At 70.0% G+C, this 15,899-nt stretch carries 14 protein-coding genes and 2 tRNA genes; 6 read left to right on the forward strand and 10 right to left on the reverse strand.

Annotated elements, in window-relative coordinates:
* The first annotated feature begins 7 nt into the window (after positions 1 to 7).
* From mprF to AC2EWF_RS09930, 4 genes are read left to right on the forward strand one after another with little or no spacing between them, the layout of a single operon-like run.
* The gene (mprF, locus tag AC2EWF_RS09915) at positions 8 to 2,614 is read left to right on the forward strand and encodes a bifunctional lysylphosphatidylglycerol flippase/synthetase MprF (protein WP_483639215.1); all 2,607 of its coding nucleotides are present in this window, start codon (positions 8 to 10) and stop codon (positions 2,612 to 2,614) included.
* Positions 2,615 to 2,640: 26 nt separating this feature from the next.
* The gene (locus AC2EWF_RS09920) at positions 2,641 to 3,429 is read left to right on the forward strand and encodes an AcvB/VirJ family lysyl-phosphatidylglycerol hydrolase (protein ID WP_483639216.1); all 789 of its coding nucleotides are present in this window, start codon (positions 2,641 to 2,643) and stop codon (positions 3,427 to 3,429) included.
* Positions 3,426 to 4,493: a class I SAM-dependent methyltransferase gene (locus AC2EWF_RS09925; protein WP_483639217.1), complete on the forward strand. Its 1,068-nt coding sequence runs from the start codon at positions 3,426 to 3,428 to the stop codon at positions 4,491 to 4,493. Before AC2EWF_RS09920 ends, AC2EWF_RS09925 begins: the two co-directional genes overlap by 4 nt.
* Positions 4,490 to 5,200, forward strand: coding sequence for a pseudouridine synthase (locus AC2EWF_RS09930; protein ID WP_483639218.1), 711 nt, complete (start codon positions 4,490 to 4,492; stop codon positions 5,198 to 5,200). Before AC2EWF_RS09925 ends, AC2EWF_RS09930 begins: the two co-directional genes overlap by 4 nt.
* A gap of 69 nt (positions 5,201 to 5,269) precedes the next feature.
* Here the strand turns inward: AC2EWF_RS09930 and AC2EWF_RS09935 are convergent.
* A tRNA-Ala gene (locus tag AC2EWF_RS09935) sits at positions 5,270 to 5,345 on the reverse strand.
* A 73-nt stretch (positions 5,346 to 5,418) separates the two neighbouring features.
* Positions 5,419 to 6,531 carry a ribonuclease D gene (locus AC2EWF_RS09940; RefSeq protein WP_483639219.1) on the reverse strand — a complete coding sequence of 371 codons (1,113 nt, stop codon included), beginning with the start codon at positions 6,529 to 6,531 and terminating at the stop codon, positions 5,419 to 5,421.
* A 364-nt stretch (positions 6,532 to 6,895) separates the two neighbouring features.
* Here AC2EWF_RS09940 and AC2EWF_RS09945 point away from each other — a divergent pair, with 364 nt between their 5' ends.
* Together AC2EWF_RS09945 and AC2EWF_RS09950 are read left to right on the forward strand one after the other, a co-directional pair.
* Complete coding sequence (locus tag AC2EWF_RS09945; protein WP_483639220.1) at positions 6,896 to 8,836, forward strand: SUMF1/EgtB/PvdO family nonheme iron enzyme; 1,941 nt, start codon at positions 6,896 to 6,898, stop codon at positions 8,834 to 8,836.
* A gap of 108 nt (positions 8,837 to 8,944) precedes the next feature.
* Positions 8,945 to 9,337 carry an HU family DNA-binding protein gene (locus AC2EWF_RS09950; protein WP_483639221.1) on the forward strand — a complete coding sequence of 131 codons (393 nt, stop codon included), beginning with the start codon at positions 8,945 to 8,947 and terminating at the stop codon, positions 9,335 to 9,337.
* Between the two features lie 78 nt (positions 9,338 to 9,415).
* On the opposite strand, the gene AC2EWF_RS09955 is transcribed toward AC2EWF_RS09950, so the two are convergent.
* The 8 genes from AC2EWF_RS09955 to ccmE form a co-directional block, all read right to left on the reverse strand.
* Positions 9,416 to 9,501: transfer RNA gene (locus tag AC2EWF_RS09955), tRNA-Leu, on the reverse strand.
* A gap of 25 nt (positions 9,502 to 9,526) precedes the next feature.
* Complete coding sequence (locus AC2EWF_RS09960; protein ID WP_483639222.1) at positions 9,527 to 10,111, reverse strand: cysteine dioxygenase family protein; 585 nt, start codon at positions 10,109 to 10,111, stop codon at positions 9,527 to 9,529.
* Positions 10,112 to 10,179: 68 nt separating this feature from the next.
* Positions 10,180 to 11,319, reverse strand: coding sequence for a homoserine O-acetyltransferase MetX (gene metX / locus AC2EWF_RS09965; protein ID WP_483639223.1), 1,140 nt, complete (start codon positions 11,317 to 11,319; stop codon positions 10,180 to 10,182).
* Between the two features lies 1 nt (position 11,320).
* Positions 11,321 to 12,361, reverse strand: a complete 1,041-nt coding sequence (locus AC2EWF_RS09970; RefSeq protein WP_483639224.1) for a tetratricopeptide repeat protein — start codon at positions 12,359 to 12,361, stop codon at positions 11,321 to 11,323.
* Positions 12,358 to 12,816, reverse strand: coding sequence for a cytochrome c-type biogenesis protein (locus tag AC2EWF_RS09975; RefSeq protein WP_483639797.1), 459 nt, complete (start codon positions 12,814 to 12,816; stop codon positions 12,358 to 12,360). Before AC2EWF_RS09975 ends, AC2EWF_RS09970 begins: the two co-directional genes overlap by 4 nt.
* 98 nt (positions 12,817 to 12,914) lie before the next feature.
* Positions 12,915 to 13,457, reverse strand: coding sequence for a DsbE family thiol:disulfide interchange protein (locus AC2EWF_RS09980; RefSeq protein ID WP_483639225.1), 543 nt, complete (start codon positions 13,455 to 13,457; stop codon positions 12,915 to 12,917).
* A complete protein-coding gene (locus AC2EWF_RS09985; RefSeq protein ID WP_483639226.1) occupies positions 13,454 to 15,427 on the reverse strand; it encodes a heme lyase CcmF/NrfE family subunit in 1,974 nt (657 codons plus the stop codon). Before AC2EWF_RS09985 ends, AC2EWF_RS09980 begins: the two co-directional genes overlap by 4 nt.
* Entirely contained in the window at positions 15,424 to 15,891 is a 468-nt protein-coding gene (ccmE, locus tag AC2EWF_RS09990) for a cytochrome c maturation protein CcmE (protein WP_483639798.1), read from the reverse strand. Before ccmE ends, AC2EWF_RS09985 begins: the two co-directional genes overlap by 4 nt.
* Between the last annotated feature and the right edge of the window lie 8 nt (positions 15,892 to 15,899).

The raw sequence follows: 15,899 nt of genomic DNA on the forward strand, positions 1-15,899 counted from the left end.
GCGTCGCGTGGAGCAGGAAAAAGTCGAGCAGGTGCCACGCCCGGATGATGCCCTGAACCCGCCCAGCCAGCGGGCGGTGCTGCTGCGGCGGATCGCCGGGCCGCTGCTGTCGGTGGGCATGCTGGTGCTGGCGCTGTGGGCGCTGCATCTGCTGGCGCGCCACGTCACCTATCACGAGATCCGCGAATACGTGGCCAGCGTGTCGCGCCAGCGCCTGTTGCTGGCGATCGTGCTGACCATGCTGGGCTTCGGGGTGATGTCGTTGTACGACCGCTTTGGCCTTGCGTCGATCGGCAAGTCGCTGCCGTGGCGACGGGTCACCCTGATCTCCTTCATCAGTTACGCCTTCAGCAACGCGGTGGGCATGTCGTTCCTGGTGTCCGGGTCGATCCGCTACCGCTTCTACGTGCAGAACGGTCTTTCCACCGCGGAGATCGCCAAGCTGGTGCTGTACTGCACGCTGAGCTTCTGGCTGGGGCTGCTGGCGCTGACCGGCGTGACCCTGCTGATCGTGCCGTTGCCCTCGGGCCTGCCGTTGAGCGACTGGCGCATCAGCCTGGCCCTGGTGCTGACTGCAGTCCCGCTGGCCTGGGTGCTGGGTGGCTTCATCCGCAAGCCGCTCAGGCTGTGGCGCTGGCGCGTGCTGCTGCCGCGGCCGGCCTCTGCGCTGCGCCAGGTGCTGGTGGGTGCGCTGGACTGGTGGCTGGCGGCGGCGGTGATGTACGTGCTGATGCCGGACAGCCTGCACGCCGGCTTCGGGCATTTCCTGGCGATCTTCGTGATCGCGCAGATCGTGGGCCTGATCAGCCACGTGCCGGGCGGCCTGGGCGTGTTCGAGACGGTGATGCTGGCCGGCTTCCACGCCACCGACGACAAGCACCTCGCCGCCCCCATCCTGGGCGCGCTGGCGATGTTCCGCGTGGTCTATTACCTGATGCCGCTGTGCGCGGCGACCATGCTGGTGCTGCAGCGCGAGGCGCGGGGCTTGCGCCGGCAGTCGCTGTGGTCGCCATGGTTCAACAGCCTGTTGCCGTCGTTCTTCGCGGGACTGACCCTGGTGTCCGGCGCGGTGCTGCTGTTTTCCGGCGCCACGCGGGCGTTGCCGGACCGCATGGCGATCCTGCGCGACGTGCTGCCGCTGTCGGTGCTGGAAGTCTCGCACCTGCTGGCCAGCGTGATCGGCATGTTGCTGCTGATCCTCGCCCGCGGCCTGCAGCGGCGGCTCGACGCGGCCTACTGGCTGACCCTGGTGCTGCTGGTGGCCGGCGCGGTGCTCTCCCTGCTTAAGGGCATCGACTACGAGGAGGCGACCCTGCTGGCCCTGCTGGCGCTGGCGCTGGCGCCGGCGCACCGGCTGTTCTACCGGCGCGCCTCGCTGTTCAGCACCACTTTTTCGGTGGGCTGGATCGTGGCGATCCTGGCGGTGTTCGGCTGCGCCACCTGGCTGGTGATGTTCAGCTACAAGCACGTGGAGTACAGCAGCTCCCTGTGGTGGGAATTCAGTTTCCACCAGGGCGGCGCACCGCGCGCGCTGCGCGCGCTGGTGGGTGCGGCGGTGGCGGGTCTGCTGTTCGCGCTGGCCAGCCTGATCAAGCCGCAGCGCCTGCGCCGCGCGCCGCCCAGCGAGGCGGAACTGCAGCGCGCGCTGCCGCTGATCCGCGGCTTCCATTCGGCGCAGGCGCACCTGGCCCTGATGGGCGACAAGCACCTGCTGTTCGACGACCAGGGCAAGGCCTTCCTGATGTACGACACCGAGGGCCGCAGCTGGGTCACCATGGGCGACCCGGTGGGCATGGACGAGAACGCGCGGCGCGAGCTGGTGTGGAGTTTCCTCGAACAATGCGAGCGCGCGGGCGGCTGGCCGGTGTTCTACCAGGTCTGCCCCGAGGACCTGGACATGTACCTCGAAGTGGGGATGAACCTGCTGAAGATCGGCGAGGAGGCGCGCGTGCGGCTGGCCGATTTCAACCTCGACGGCAAGTCGAAGAAGACCCTGCGCGGCACCATCAACAAGCTGGGCCGCGACGGCCTGCGGCTGGAGATCGTACCGGCGGACGCGGTGGCGCCCCTGCTGCCCCGGCTGAAGGAGATCTCCGACGCCTGGCTGGCCGACAAGCACGCGCGCGAGAAGCGTTTCTCGCTGGGCGCGTTCGATCCGCGCTACCTGGTGCGCACGCCGATGGCGCTGGTGTGGCAGGGTGAGCGGATCGTGGCCTTCGCCAACCTGTTCCTTACCGAGACGAAGGAAGAAGCCTCGCTGGACCTGATGCGCTTCGTGCCCGAAGGCCCCTCCGGCATCATGGATTTCCTGTTCGTCGAGCTGATGCAGTGGGCGAAGCAGCAGGGCTACCGCTGGTTCAACCTCGGCATGGCGCCGCTGGCCGGCCTGACCACCCGGCGGCAGGCGCCGTTGTGGAACCGCTTCGGCGCGCTGGTGTTCGGCCGCGGCGAACGCTTCTACAATTTCCAGGGCCTGCAGCGCTACAAGGACAAGTTCGACCCCGAGTGGGAGCCGCGTTACATGGCGGTGCCGGGCGGCATCGCGCTGCCGATGATCCTTGCCAACGTGGCCAGCCTGATCTCCGGTGGCCTCTCCGGAGTCGTGCGTCGATGAGCTGGTCAAAAAGAGGAAAGCGGATCATGTGGGCTGGAATCGGTGTGTGCGTGCTTGGGCTGGCCCTGGTCTGGACGCCGTTCTCCAAGCCGGGCCTGGAACAGTCCACCATCGTGCTCGCCCCCGCGGCCGGCGTGCCGGCGCCGGCGGGCAAGGGCGACGTGCTCACCATCCTGTATTCCGGCGACGGCGGCTGGGCCGACCTCGACAAGCAGCTCGGCAACGCCTTCGCGGCGCGGGGCATCCCGGTGCTCGGCGTCAACGTGTTCAAGTATTTCTGGCGCAGCCGCGACCCGGATGTCGCCGCCGCCGAGCTCGACGCGTTGATGACCAAGTACCTGGACCAATGGCACAAGCGGCGCGTGTGGCTGGTGGGCTTCTCCTTTGGCGCCGACGTCCTGCCGACCATCATCGGCAAACTCAGCCCGGCCAATCGCGCGCGCATCAGCCAGCTGGTGCTGCTCTCGCCCAGCCGCGACACCAGCTTCGAGATCCAGTTCGAGGGCTACATGATCACGCAGGGCCGCTTCAAGGCGTTCGTGAAGACGGTGCTGGAGAAGTTCAACAAGGTGCCGCACTACGACGCGCTGCCGCCGGTGCAGGCGCTCAAGGACCAGTTCCCGGTGGTCTGCTACTACGGCAAGGACGACGCCGACGACAGCCTGTGCACCGATCCCGGCCTGCCGGCGTGGGTGACCGTGCACGCGAAGAACGGCGACCATCATTTCGAGGGCGGCTACCAGCCGCTGGCGGCGCAGATGGTCGGGGAGCTGCCCGCCGCCGCAGCCACCGCGGCGGCGCCGCCGCAGCCGTGAGCGCCGGCTTCGCCGCGGACGCGCCCGAAGCCGCGCTGTCCGCCCTGTTCGTGCCTTTCGACACCGGCGTGCTGAAACTGGCGCCCGAAGGCCGCGCGCTGTTCCTGCGCGCCCGTGCGGGTGTGCGCCTGCGCGAATCGGCCCGGCCCGGCTGGCTGTGCGAGCAGGGCTTCCTGCCCTTCGCCGACGAGCTTGCACGCTGCGGCATGCAGGTGGGCGAGCCGGGCGAGGGCGAAACCTTCCCGCTCGTGCTGTTGCTGCCGCCGCGCCAGCGCGACGAGGCGCGCGCGCTGTTCGCCCGGGCGCTGGATCACCTGGCGCCGGGCGGCACGCTGCTGGCGGCCATGCCTAACGCCGAAGGCGCCAGGTCCGGCGAAGCCGACCTGAAGCAGTTGGCCGGACCGGTGGCCAGCCTGTCCAAGCACCATTGCCGGGCGTTCTGGGCCACACCGCAGCCGGGCGCCGTCGACCGCGCCCTGCAGGATGCGTGGCGCGCGCTGGATGCACCGCGCGAAACCGCCGACGGATGGTGGAGCCGCCCGGGCCTGTTCGCCTGGGACCGCGTGGACCGCGCTTCCGCCCTGCTGGCCGCTTGTCTCCCTGCCGACCTCGACGGCCGCGTGGCCGACCTCGGCGCCGGCTACGGATACCTCGCCACCCAGCTGATCGCGCGCTGCCCCGGGATCACCGCGCTGGACCTGTACGAGGCGGAAGCGCGCGCGCTGGAGCCGGCGCGCCGCAACGTCGTGAAAGCGCTGCGCGCCGCGGGCCACGATGTTCCCGTCGGCGTGCACTGGCACGACGTCACCCGCGGCCTGCCGCAGCGCTACGACGCCATCGTCAGCAATCCGCCGTTCCATCTTGGCCGCGCCGACTTGCCGGAGCTTGGCCGCGCCTTCATCGCCGCCGCCGCCGACGCCCTGGCGCCGCGGGGCCGCCTGCTGCTCGTGGCGAACCGCCACCTGCCTTACGAAGCCCAGCTCGCCGCGCGCTTCACGGACGTGCGGCAACTCGCGCTGCAGGACGGCTTCAAGGTGATCGAGGCCCGCGGAGTACGCGCATGAAACTGGTCAAGCTGCTCGCCAACCTCGGCTACGGTAGCCGCAAGGAGGTGGCGTGGATGTTCCGCGAAGGCCGCATCACCGACGCCGCCGGCGAGGTGCTCTATGCCGACGACAAGGTGGAGCCCGCGCGCATCCGCGTCGACGGCGAACCGCTCGATCCGCTGCCCGGCCTGGTGCTGATGCTGCACAAGCCGCTGGGCGTCACCTGCTCGCGCAAGGATCCCGGCCGCGTGGTCTACGACCTGCTGCCGCCGCGCTACCGTGTGCGCGAGCCCGCGCTCTCCACCGTGGGCAGGCTCGACCGCGAGACCTCAGGGCTGCTGCTGCTCACTGACGACGGTGCGCTGCTGCACCGGATCATCTCGCCCAGGGCCAACGTGGCCAAGGTCTACGAGGCCACCCTTGCCGAAGACCTGCGCGGCGACGAGGCCGCGCTGTTCGCCAGCGGAACGCTGCTGCTGGAATCGGAAACCACGCCGCTCGCCCCCGCGGCGCTGGACATACTGGGCCCACGCCATGTGCAGCTGACGCTGCATGAAGGCCGCTACCACCAGGTGCGCCGCATGTTCGCCGCCACCGGCAACCGCGTGGAGACCCTGGAGCGGGTGGCGATCGGCGGACTCACCCTGGGCGGGCTGGTCCCGGGAACGTGGCGTGCGCTTGACACGGAGGACGTCGCACGGATCGTCGCCGCGACGCTCGCGTAGTCGCGGCCGACACGGAAACGAAAAGCCCCGGGAACCTGAGGTTCCCGGGGCTTTTCGTCTGGATGGATCTGGTGGAGCGGAGGAGGATCGAACTCCCGACCTTCGCATTGCGAACGCGACGCTCTCCCAGCTGAGCTACCGCCCCACGCGAGTCGCACATCTTAGCAGTGGCTGGCGGCCCCGCCAAGACCCCGCGGCGGTTCCGGCGGGTGTCTGCCTTAGCCCGGCAGCAGGCCGGGCAGGCGTTCGTGCAGCACGTCGCGGCGCCAGCCGTCGAGGAAATCGGGCCATTCGCGGGTGACCACGTATTCCTCCAGCACCTTGCGCGGGCAGAGCAGACCGGGCGGCAGGTCCAGTTCGGTGGCGCAGGTGTCGACCTGGGTCTTCATCGCGTTCAGCGCCTGCTTGGCCGCGCCCTGCGGGTGGGCGGGAATGGGCGCGGTGGCGGCGATCTCGTCCGCCTCGACCGGAACGCGCAGCAACGCGAACAGCTCGCCACGCTGGGCGCTGCGCAGGGCGCGCTGGCCGCGGCCGCGCTGCTCGAGTTCGGCGAGGCTGGCGGGCGGCTGCTGGGCGAGGCTCATGGCGAGTGCGTCGTCCAGCAGCCAGGGGCGCGGACGGTCCAGCGTGCGGGCGCTGCGGTCACGCCAGAGCAGGATGCGGCGCAGCAGGGTCTGCTGTTCGGGCGGCCACTCCGCGGCGCCGCGCAGCGCGCGCTGCGGCTGCGGGTCACCCTCGCGGCGGCTGGCGCGGCGCTTCAGTCGCGCGCAGTCTTCGGCGAACCAGTCGCTGCGGCCGCGCTGGCGCAAGCGCTCGGCGAGTTGGGCGTGGATGGATTCCAGGTACACCACGTCGAGCGTGGCGTAGCTGCGTTGCGAACCGGTGAGCGGGCGCTGCATCCAGTCCGAGCGGGTCTCGCCCTTGTCGAGTTCGTCGCCGCACAGCTCCGCGACCAGGGCACGGTAGCTGATGCCCAGCCCCATGCCGACGAAGGCGGCGGCGATCTGGGTGTCGAACAGCGCGCGCGGGCCGTCGGGCAGCAGCGGCGCCAGCGTTTCCAGATCCTCGCCCGCGCTGTGCATCACGGTGACGGCATCGCTCGTGCCCAGCGCGGGCTGCAGCGCATCGCCGATGGCGAAGGCCAGCGGGTCGACCAGTGCGTGCCGGCCGCGGCAACCCAGCTGCAGCAGGGCGAGTTGCGGGTGGAAGGTGTCGCGGCGCATGAACTCGGTGTCCAGTCCGACCACGGCATCCGTCGGCACGTCGCCCAGCCAGGCTTGCAGGGCGGCGCGGTCGGCGATCCAGTCGGCGGTGACGTCGGGCAGGGGCATGCGGTTTCCTTGGAACTTGTTTGCGATTTCCGCTGGGTCGGCGCCGGGAGCCGTTCGCGCGCAGGCCAGGGAAGAACGGGGGAGTGGACGTCCGTCCACGACAGGGTGACGAGGCAGGGGCGTGGGCGATCAGGGCCAGCCCTTCGGGTTGCCTTGCCTTGCCGCTGTGCGACAGCCTGCGGCTTGGCCTGGCGGCCAGTCGGGCGCGACGCCACACACTATCACCGGACGACCACGGCGACGCAACGCGGCGGTGCGGGGATCGCAGGCAGGCTCCTGGGCACCCGGCATGGATTGCCCCTTCATCGGTCGTGACATATGGTGGGCGGCGCGCGATAACAGGCCGATCCGGGAACGCCCAAGCATGCCGAGCACCACCACGCTGCATCGCCAACGCACGCTCGGCGGCGTGATAGGCATCGTCGTCCTGGCCTTCGGCCTTGGCTACCACTTCTTTCCGCGATTGTTCCACGCCGAGCCGGGCGAGGTCGTGCGCCGCAGCGTGCCGAGTGCGCCGGCGGCGGCACCCGGTAGTGCTTTTGCAGGCAACGGGCCCGCCACCGAGGAATTGAATGCCGGCCCGCCCCTGACCCTGGCGCCCACCGCGGTGATCGCTGCACGGCTGAGCCGCGAGCATGCGCAATTGCCGAAGCAGCTGACGCCCGATCCGCCGAAGCTGCGCGCACTGCTCGACCGTGCCGACAAGGCGCTTGCCGCCGGCGACGTGGGTGGGGGCAAGGACAGCGCCGTCGCGCTCTTCCTGCAGGCCGCCAGGGACAAGCCCGACAGCCGGCGCGCCGCGCAGGGCGTGATCGACGTGCGCGCGCGGCTGGTGGCGCAGGCCGAGCGCGCCATCGCGCTGGGCAATGCCGAGGAGGCCGGCGACCAGCTGGCGCTGCTGCAGCAGCTGCCCGACAGCGCGAACGACGTGTCGCGCCTCGCTTCCGCGCTGAAGACGCTTACCGAAGTGCGTCCGCTGCTGGCGCAGGCGGCCGGCCTGCTGCAGCAGGGCAAGGCGGACCAGCCCGCGGGCCACAGCGCGCTGGACATCTATCGCCAGGTGCAGCAGCTCGACCCTCAGAACGCGGTGGCCGAGCAGGGCGTGCTCGACGTGCAGCGCGTGGTGCTGGATCGCGCGCTGGCCGCGGTGGCGCAGAACGATTTCGCCGGCGCGGACAAGGTGCTGGCCGAGGCGCAGGCGATCCGCCCGGGCTCGCAACAGCTGCATGACGTGCGCCAGCGGGTGGACGACATGCGTACGGTGCGCGCCAGCGGCGTGCTGGGCCAGGCCCACTCCGCGCTGGATGCGGGCAATCTCGCGATGGCGAAACAGCTCGCGGGGCAGGCCGAGGCGATCGACCCGCAATTGGCCGGCCTCGCCGCGTTCGAGCAGCAACTGGTCAATGCCCAGCTCTACGCCAGCCACAAGCCTGGCCAGGTCTTCACGGATCGCTACGTCGACCTGCCGGGGCAATCGCCGGCGATGGTGGTGATTCCCACCGGAAGTTTCCTGATGGGCGCGGCCGACGACGACAGCGGCCACAATGCCTCCGAGCAGCCGCAGCACAAGGTCGTCATCGAACAGGGTTTCGCGATGGCGCGCAGCGCGATCACCGTGGGCCAGTTCCGGGAATTCGTGCGCGAGAGCGGCTACGTGCCCGATTCGGTGAAGCTGGGCGGCGCAAGCATCTACGACGAACGCAGCGGCGCGATGCGCGACGATGGCAACGCCACCTGGCAGGACGACTACGCCGGCCACAAGGCCGACGACAAGCTACCGGTGGTCAACATCTCCTGGGGCGACGCCAAGGCCTACGCAGACTGGCTCAGCCAGCGCACCGGCAGGAAGTACCGCCTGCCCAGCGAGGCCGAGTTCGCCTACGCGCTGCGCGGCGGCACCACCACGCGCTACTGGTGGGGCAACGGCACGCCGGATCGCAAGGTGGAGAACCTCACCGGCTCGCGGGACCGCTCGCCCAGCGGCCGGCGCTGGAACCACGCGTTCAACGGCTACGGCGACGGCTACTGGGGACCGGCGCCGGTGATGAGCTTCGCGCCCAATCCGTTCGGTCTGTACGACATGGGCGGCAACGTCTCCGAATGGGTCGCCGACTGCTGGCATGACAATTTCATCCGCGCGCCAGTCGATGGCAGCGCCTGGCTCAACCCGGGCTGTAGCGTGCGCGTTTTGCGCGGCGGCTCCTGGGGCAGTTCGCCCGACCAGGCGCGCTCGGCGTGGCGCCAGGGCGCCGACGCCACCGTGCGCAGCGGCCGGGTCGGTTTCCGGGTGGTGCGCGAGCTGTAATTTCGCCGCACCGCACTACACCAAAGCCCCTAAATTCGCGTAGATTGTGCAGGCCGCATGGCCATCGCCTCGCTGGAGGCGGTGCCTTACCAACCACGATGGATGCCCATGGCTACCAAGACCACTGCCAAGAAAGCCCCTGCCAAGGCCGCCAAGCCGGCGCCGAAGGCCGCTCCCGCCGCGATCAAGCCGATCAAGGACACGCTCAGCAAGTCCGGCCTGATCTCCCACATTGCCCAGCAGACCAGCGTCGAGACCAAGCACGTCAAGGCCGTGCTCGCCGCGCTGGAGCACGCGGTGCTCGGCGCCGTGCACAAGAAGGGCGCCGGCCAGTTCACCCTGCCGGGCCTGTTCAAGATCAACGCCGTGCAGGTGCCGGCCAAGCCGAAGCGCACCGGCATCAACCCGTTCACCAAGCAGGAACAGGTGTTCGCCGCCAAGCCGGCCACGGTGAAGGTGAAGGTGCGTCCGCTGAAGAAGCTGAAGGACGCCGCGCTCTGAGGCGCGCCGATGCCTGACAACCAACATGGGGTTGGCATCGGATACGACAAAGGCCGCGCAAGCGGCCTTTGTTTTTCCTGGTACCGGTGATAGGACTCGAACCTACACTCTGTCGCCAGAAGCGGATTTTGAGTCCGCCGCGTCTACCATTCCGCCACACCGGCATGTGGATTGGGCATTATGCCGGCTTCAGTGCACCGGGTCGAGGCCCAGCTGGCGCTCGCAGCGTTCGTAGCCGGGTTCGCCCGTCAGCGGCTGGAACACCGCGCAATGGGTCATGTTGCCGGAGTAGATGTGCAGGCTGACCGCGATGTCGCGGTCGCTGGGATTGCGGATGGTGTGGTACTCGTGCGGCGGGATCAGGCTGCCGGCGGAGCCGGGGCCGGCCTGCACCGAGCCCACGGGCTGGAAGCGGTAGTGGCCCGCCACATCGCCGTCTGTCCGCTCGTACTGCACCACGTCCAGCGCGCCGCGCCACACGCCCTCCACGCACCACATGCCGGCGTGGTCGTGGATCGGTGTGCCTTGGCCCGGGCCCCAAGTCATCGCCACCACGCAGTAGCCGTGGTCCTCGCTGCGGTACAGCTCGCGCCGTGCGTAGCGGCCTTCGGCGGTTTCCAGCACGCACTCGGGCAGCTGGATCTCGTTGCCGCGGATCAGCCTGCACAGGCTGTTGCGCAGGCTGTCGGTGATCGCCGGCGTGCTGCCCTGTGCGACCGCCGTGTCGATCGCGGCGATCAGCTGGCGACAGCCGGGGAATTCGGTGGTGAGCATGGCGTTCTCGGTAAAGCTGGCTAGGTGGCGCCATTCTACCAGCGCGCCGCGCGCGGGTTCCCCGACGGTCAGAGCTGCGCGAGAAAGCCGCCGATCGCCCGGCTGTAGTTCTCGATGTCGACCAGGAAGGCGTCGTGGCCCTGCGGCGAGTCCAGCGCCACGAAATCCACCTGCGCGCCGGCGGCCTGGAGACCCTCGGCGATCTGCTCCTGCTGCTCCAGCGGGAACAGGATGTCGGTGCTGACGCCGATCACCAGCGCGCGCTCGATGCGGATGCGTTCGAGGCCCGCCATGACGCTGCCGCTGCCGTATTCGGCGACGTCGAACCAATCGCTGGCGCGCGAGAGGTAGAGGTAGCTGTTCGGGTCGAAGCTGCGCACGAAGCGGCGGGCGTGGCCTTCCAGGTAGGACTCCACCTGGAATTCGAAGCCGAACGGCTGCGCGGCCTGTTGCTCCGCGCGCTGCTCGGCGTCGAGGCGGATGCGGGCGAAGCGGCCGTTCCATTCCATTGCCGAGCGGTAGGTGATGACGCCCAGCTTGCGCGCGATGCTCATGCCCATGTCGGGGTAGCGCGCACCGTCGCCATCGCTCTCGCTGGCGTGGATGTCGTAGTTGCCGCCGGCCCAGTTGGGGTCGAGCCGGATCGCCTCGCGTTGCAGCGAGCGGATGGCGATGGCGAAGGGCTGCGCTTGCGGCGCGGTGTCCACGCTGACGTGGGCGCGCACCGAGCCGGGGTGCAGCAGCATGTAGGCCAGCGCGGCCATGCCGCCCATCGAGCAGCCGATCAGGCAGGCGAGGCGGGCGATGCCCAGGCCCTGCACGACAGCGTGCGCGGCGTTGGCCACGTCTTCCAGTGACAGCTCCGGGAAGTCGAGCCGGTACGGCGTGCCGGTGGCCGGATTGGGGGAGGCAGGGCAGGTGGAGCCCTTGTCGCTGCCCAGCGAGTTCACGCAGATCACGAACCAGCGGTCGGTGTCGATCGCCTTGCCGGGGCCGGCCATGTCCTCCCACCAGCCGGGCGAGGGGTCCGCCGCGCACGACGTCATGTGCGCGCTGGGCGACAGGCCGGTGAGCACGAGGACGGCATTGTCGCGCGCGGCGTTCAGCGTGCCCCAGGTTTCGTAGGCCACGCGCGCGCCGAGCAGCGCGCCGCCGCGTTTCATGGCGAACGGCGAGGGCAGGTCGCAATAGCGGCGCGCGTCGGCCATCTCAGCGGACCTTGTCGATGGTGATGGCGATAGGTGTCTTGCGGTCGGTGTCCACGACGCCGGCGCTGCCTTCGAGGTCGCCGGGGCGGGCGACCGGCTGGCCGCTGTGGCTGATGCGCGCGGAAACCACCACGCGCGCCACCGAGGAGAGTTTTAGTTGCGGCGTCATCGCCATCGCATCGCTGAGCGTGGCGGCGACGGGGAGTGCGCCAGCGTCGAACTTCGCCACCGCCAGCGGCATCGGCGGACCGCTCACCGCGCGGGCGTAGACGTAGAGCTGGTCGCCGGGCCTGAGCCTGTTCCTGAGCGCGGGAGCGAGGCTCACTTCCACCTTCAGCGCGGCGCCCTGGCTGGGGGCGGCCGCGGGCTCGGTTCCGGGCTTGATGCCGGCACGGCTGTCGGCGTTCGCGATCTGCTCGGCCACCGCCTTGGCCACGCTGGAACCGGGTTCCAGCAGCGGCTGCAGCTTGCGCCAGGTGGCGGCGGCGTCCGCGTATTGGGCGTGCTGGAACTGGCTGATGCCGAGCAGCCACAGCGCACGCTGGCTGTCCGGCTGCAGCTCCAGCGCGCGGCGCAGCAGGTCGAGCGCGCGGCCGTCGACCAGGTGGTCGCTGCGTGCCATCGAGTCGGCCTCGGCCCAGCCGACCATCGCGGCCACGCTGTTCGGGTCGATCTTCAGCGCGTGATCCCAGGCGTCGCGCGCTTCCTCCGGCTGTTTCAGTGCGGCGGTGGCCTGGGCGAGCATGGCCCATCCCTGCCCATCGTCCGGTTGCTGCCGGAGGTGCGCGCGCAGCTCCGCCAGCGCCTGCTGGAAGTCCATGGGCTTGGGCGCGGCGGCCACGCCGTCCAGGGCGACGGGCGTGCCGATGTGCAGGTACAGCGCGCCGGCGCCGAGCGGCAGCAGCAAGGCGATGCCCAGCGCCAGCGCGAACACGCCGCGCGAACGGCCCTCGCGACGGCCGGCGCGCAGCAGCGGTACCAGCAGCAGGGCCAGCGCCACCGCGACCATCGCGGCGGCGACCAGATAGAACGCGAGCTTCACCAGTCGTCCCCCGTGTCGGCCGGCGCGTTGCCGGCCCGCCTGCCGTCGGCAGGCATGTCGTCGTCGATGGCGCCGCCGTCGCGGTTGCGCCGGCGTATCGCCACCGCCACCACCGCGCCGCCGGCCAGCAGGATCGCCAGCGGGCCGAACCACAGCAGCCAGGTGCCGGGCTTCAGCGGCGGGTCGTACAGCACGAAATCGGAATAGCGGTCCACCAGGTACTGCTTGATCTGGGCGTCGCTCTTGCCCTGTTGCATCAACTGGAACACTTCCAGCCGCAGATCGCGGGCGAGGTCGGCGTTGGAGTCGGCCAGGTTCTCGTTCTGGCAGACCAGGCAGCGCAGCTGCTTCGTGAGGTTCTGGAAGCGCACTTCCTGCGCGTGGTCCTTGAACGGCAGCGGCTCGATCGCGCCGCTGCCGGCGAAGGCAGCGCCGCCGAACGTCAACAGCGCCAGCAGCAGGACCCGCCGGAGCGCACTCCGGGCGCGAGGGGGTTTCCCGCGAAAAGCGTTTAGGGCACAAGGTGCGCTCCTGCGCGGTTCCGGGAACCTGCTCATGGCGCCTCCCGCTTCACCGCGGCGATCGCCGGCTGCAGTTCCCTGGCGATCACCTCGGGAGTGAGCGGGCCGATGTGCTTGTAGCGGATCACACCCTTCGCGTCGATCAGGAAGCTCTCCGGCGCGCCATACACGCCGAAGTCGATCGCGGTGCGGCCGGACTGGTCGGCGACCACCAGGTCGTAGGGGCTGCCGTGCTCGCGCAGCCAGCGCCTGGCGTCGTCGGGCACGTCCTTGTAGTCGTAGCCCACCAGCGGGATGCCAAGCTGGCGGCCGTCGGCCATCAGCACCGGGTGTTCCTCGGCGCAGGCCACGCACCAGCTGGCGAACACGTTGAGCAGGTAGGGCTTGCCGAGCAGGGCGGCCTTGGTCACCGTCTGGTCGGGCGCGTCCAGCTGCGGCAGCGCGAACGCGGGTGCGGGCTTGCCGATCAGCGGCGAGGGCACGTAGCGCGCGTCGTGCCAGGTGTTCCACCAGATGCCGAAGCCGAACAAGCCCACCAGCAGCACGAAGACGAGGAACGGGACCAGCCGCTTCATGCCGGCGACTCCTGCGGCGCTCCGTTGCCCGCCGCCGCCTCGGCGGCGATGCGCTTGATGCGGAAGCGGCGGTCGCCGGCACAGACGAAGCCGCCCAGCATCATCAGCACGCCGCCGCCCCAGATCCAGCGGATGAAGGGCTTGTAGTACAGGCGCAGCGCCCAGGCTCCCTCGATATGGTTCGGGTCCATCGGCTCGCCCAGGGCCACGTACAGGTCGCGGAACACGCCGGCGTCCACGGCCGACTCGGTCTGCACCTGCTCGCGCGCATAGGTGCGCTTCTGCGGATGCATCACCGCCACGGTGCGGCCGTCGCGCTGCACGGTGACCACACCCTGGTCGGCGCGCCAGTTCGGGCCGGTGGTGCGGTGCACGCCGTCGAAGCGGTAGACATAGCCGGCGATGGCCTCGCTCTGGCCCGGCGCCAGGCGCACGTCGTGCGTGACGCTCAGCGACTCGGACAGCAGCACGCCGACCACGAATACCGCCACGCCCAGGTGCGCCAGCAGCATGCCGGCCATCTCGGCCGGGTAGCGGCGGCCGCGCGGCAGCTCGCGCCAGCGCTTGTAGGCATAGAGCAGCACGCCCACCGTGATCCAGACTGCTGCGGCGACGCCAGCCACCGCCTTCAGCCGGCCCTGCACGAAGAACGCCGCCAGGATCGCGCAGGCCGCCGCGGCGATGCCCGCGCGCAGCGCGATCGCCTTCAGCAGGACGCCGTCGGCCTTGCCCCAGTGCAGGAACGGGCCGAACGGCAGCAGCAGCACGATGGGCGCCATCAGCAGCGGGAACAGCAGGCCGAAGTAGGGCGGCCCCACCGAGATGCGGCCCAGGTGGAACATGTCCCCGATCAGCGGGAACAGCGTGCCCAGCAGCACCATCGCCGCCGCGGTGGCCAGCATCAGGTTGCCGATCAGCAACGCCGTCTCGCGCGAGACGATGTTGAAGGGCTTGCCGCCGGTCACCCTGGGCGCGCGCAGCGCGTAAAGCAGCAGCGAGCCGCCCACCACGACGGCGAGGAAGACCAGGATGAACACGCCGCGGCGCGGGTCGGAGGCGAACGCATGCACCGAGGTGAGCACGCCCGAACGCACCAGGAAGGTGCCCAGCAGCGACAGCGAGAACGCGAAGATCGACAGCAGCAGGGTCCAGGCGCGCAGGCCACCGCGCTTCTCGGTGATCGCCTGCGCATGGATCAGTGCCGCGCCCACCAGCCACGGCATGAAGCTGGCGTTCTCCACCGGGTCCCAGAACCACCAGCCGCCCCAGCCCAGCTCGGCATAGGCCCACCAGCTGCCGGCCACGATCCCCAGGGTGAGGAAGCCCCAGGCTGCGTTCGTCCATGGCCGCGCCCAGCGCACCCAGGCCTGTTCCACCTCGCCGCCCAGCAGGGCCGCGATGGAGAACGCGAACGCCACCGAGAAGCCCACGTAGCCCATATAGAGCACGGGCGGGTGGAAGGTCATGCCCGGGTCCTGCAGTACCGGGTTGAGATCGGCGCCGTCGACCGGCATCGGCAGCAGCCGGCCGAACGGATCGGAGGTGAAGATGATGAAGGCGAGGAAGCCGATCGACACCAGGCCCATGACGCCCAGCACGCGCGCGGCGAACACTTCCGGCAGCCGTTGGCTGAGCGCCGCCAGCGCCACCGTCCACAGGTTGAGGATCAGGATCCAAAGCAGCAGCGATCCCTCGTGCGCACCCCATACCGCCGCGATGCGGTAATACCAGGGCAGCGCCAGGTTGGAGTTGTCGGCCACGTACTGCACCGAGAAATCGAAATGCAAGAAGGCCCATGCCAGGATCAGGAAGGCCGCCGCCACGAACACCGCCTGGCCGGCGGCGGCGGGGCGCGCCACCGCCATCAGCGCGCGGTTGCCGCGCCAGGCACCCAGCAGGGGCAGCACGCCCTGCGCGATGGCGAGCAGGAAGGCGAGTACCAGCGCAAGCTGGCCGAGTTCGGGGGTCATGGGCTCTTGTCCTGCGCCGCGGCTTCCTTCACCTTCGCCTGCGCATGCGCCTTGGCCATCGCGTCCTTCAGTTCCTTCGGCATGTAGGTCTCGTCGTGCTTGGCGAGCACTTCGGTGGCCACGAAGCGGGCGCCGTCCATGTGGCCGGTGGCAATCACCGACTGGTTGTCGCGGAACAGGTCGGGCAGGATGCCGGTGTACTCCACCGGCATCGCGCCGCCGGCGTCGACCACGGTGAAGGTGACCTGCAGCGAGTCCTTGCTGCGCTGGATCGAGCCGGCCTTGACCATGCCGCCGAGGCGGAAGGTCTTGTATTGCGTCGCCTGGCCCGACTGCACTTGGCTGGGGGTGAACAGGTAGTTCATGTTCTGCTGCAGCGCGTACACGCCCAGGCTGATCGCCAGCGCGGCGGCTATCGCCACCACGATCACGAGGGTGAGCCGGCGCTTGCGGGTGGGGTTCATCGGCATGC

This window comes from Rhodanobacter sp. sgz306013 (genome assembly GCF_057031145.1).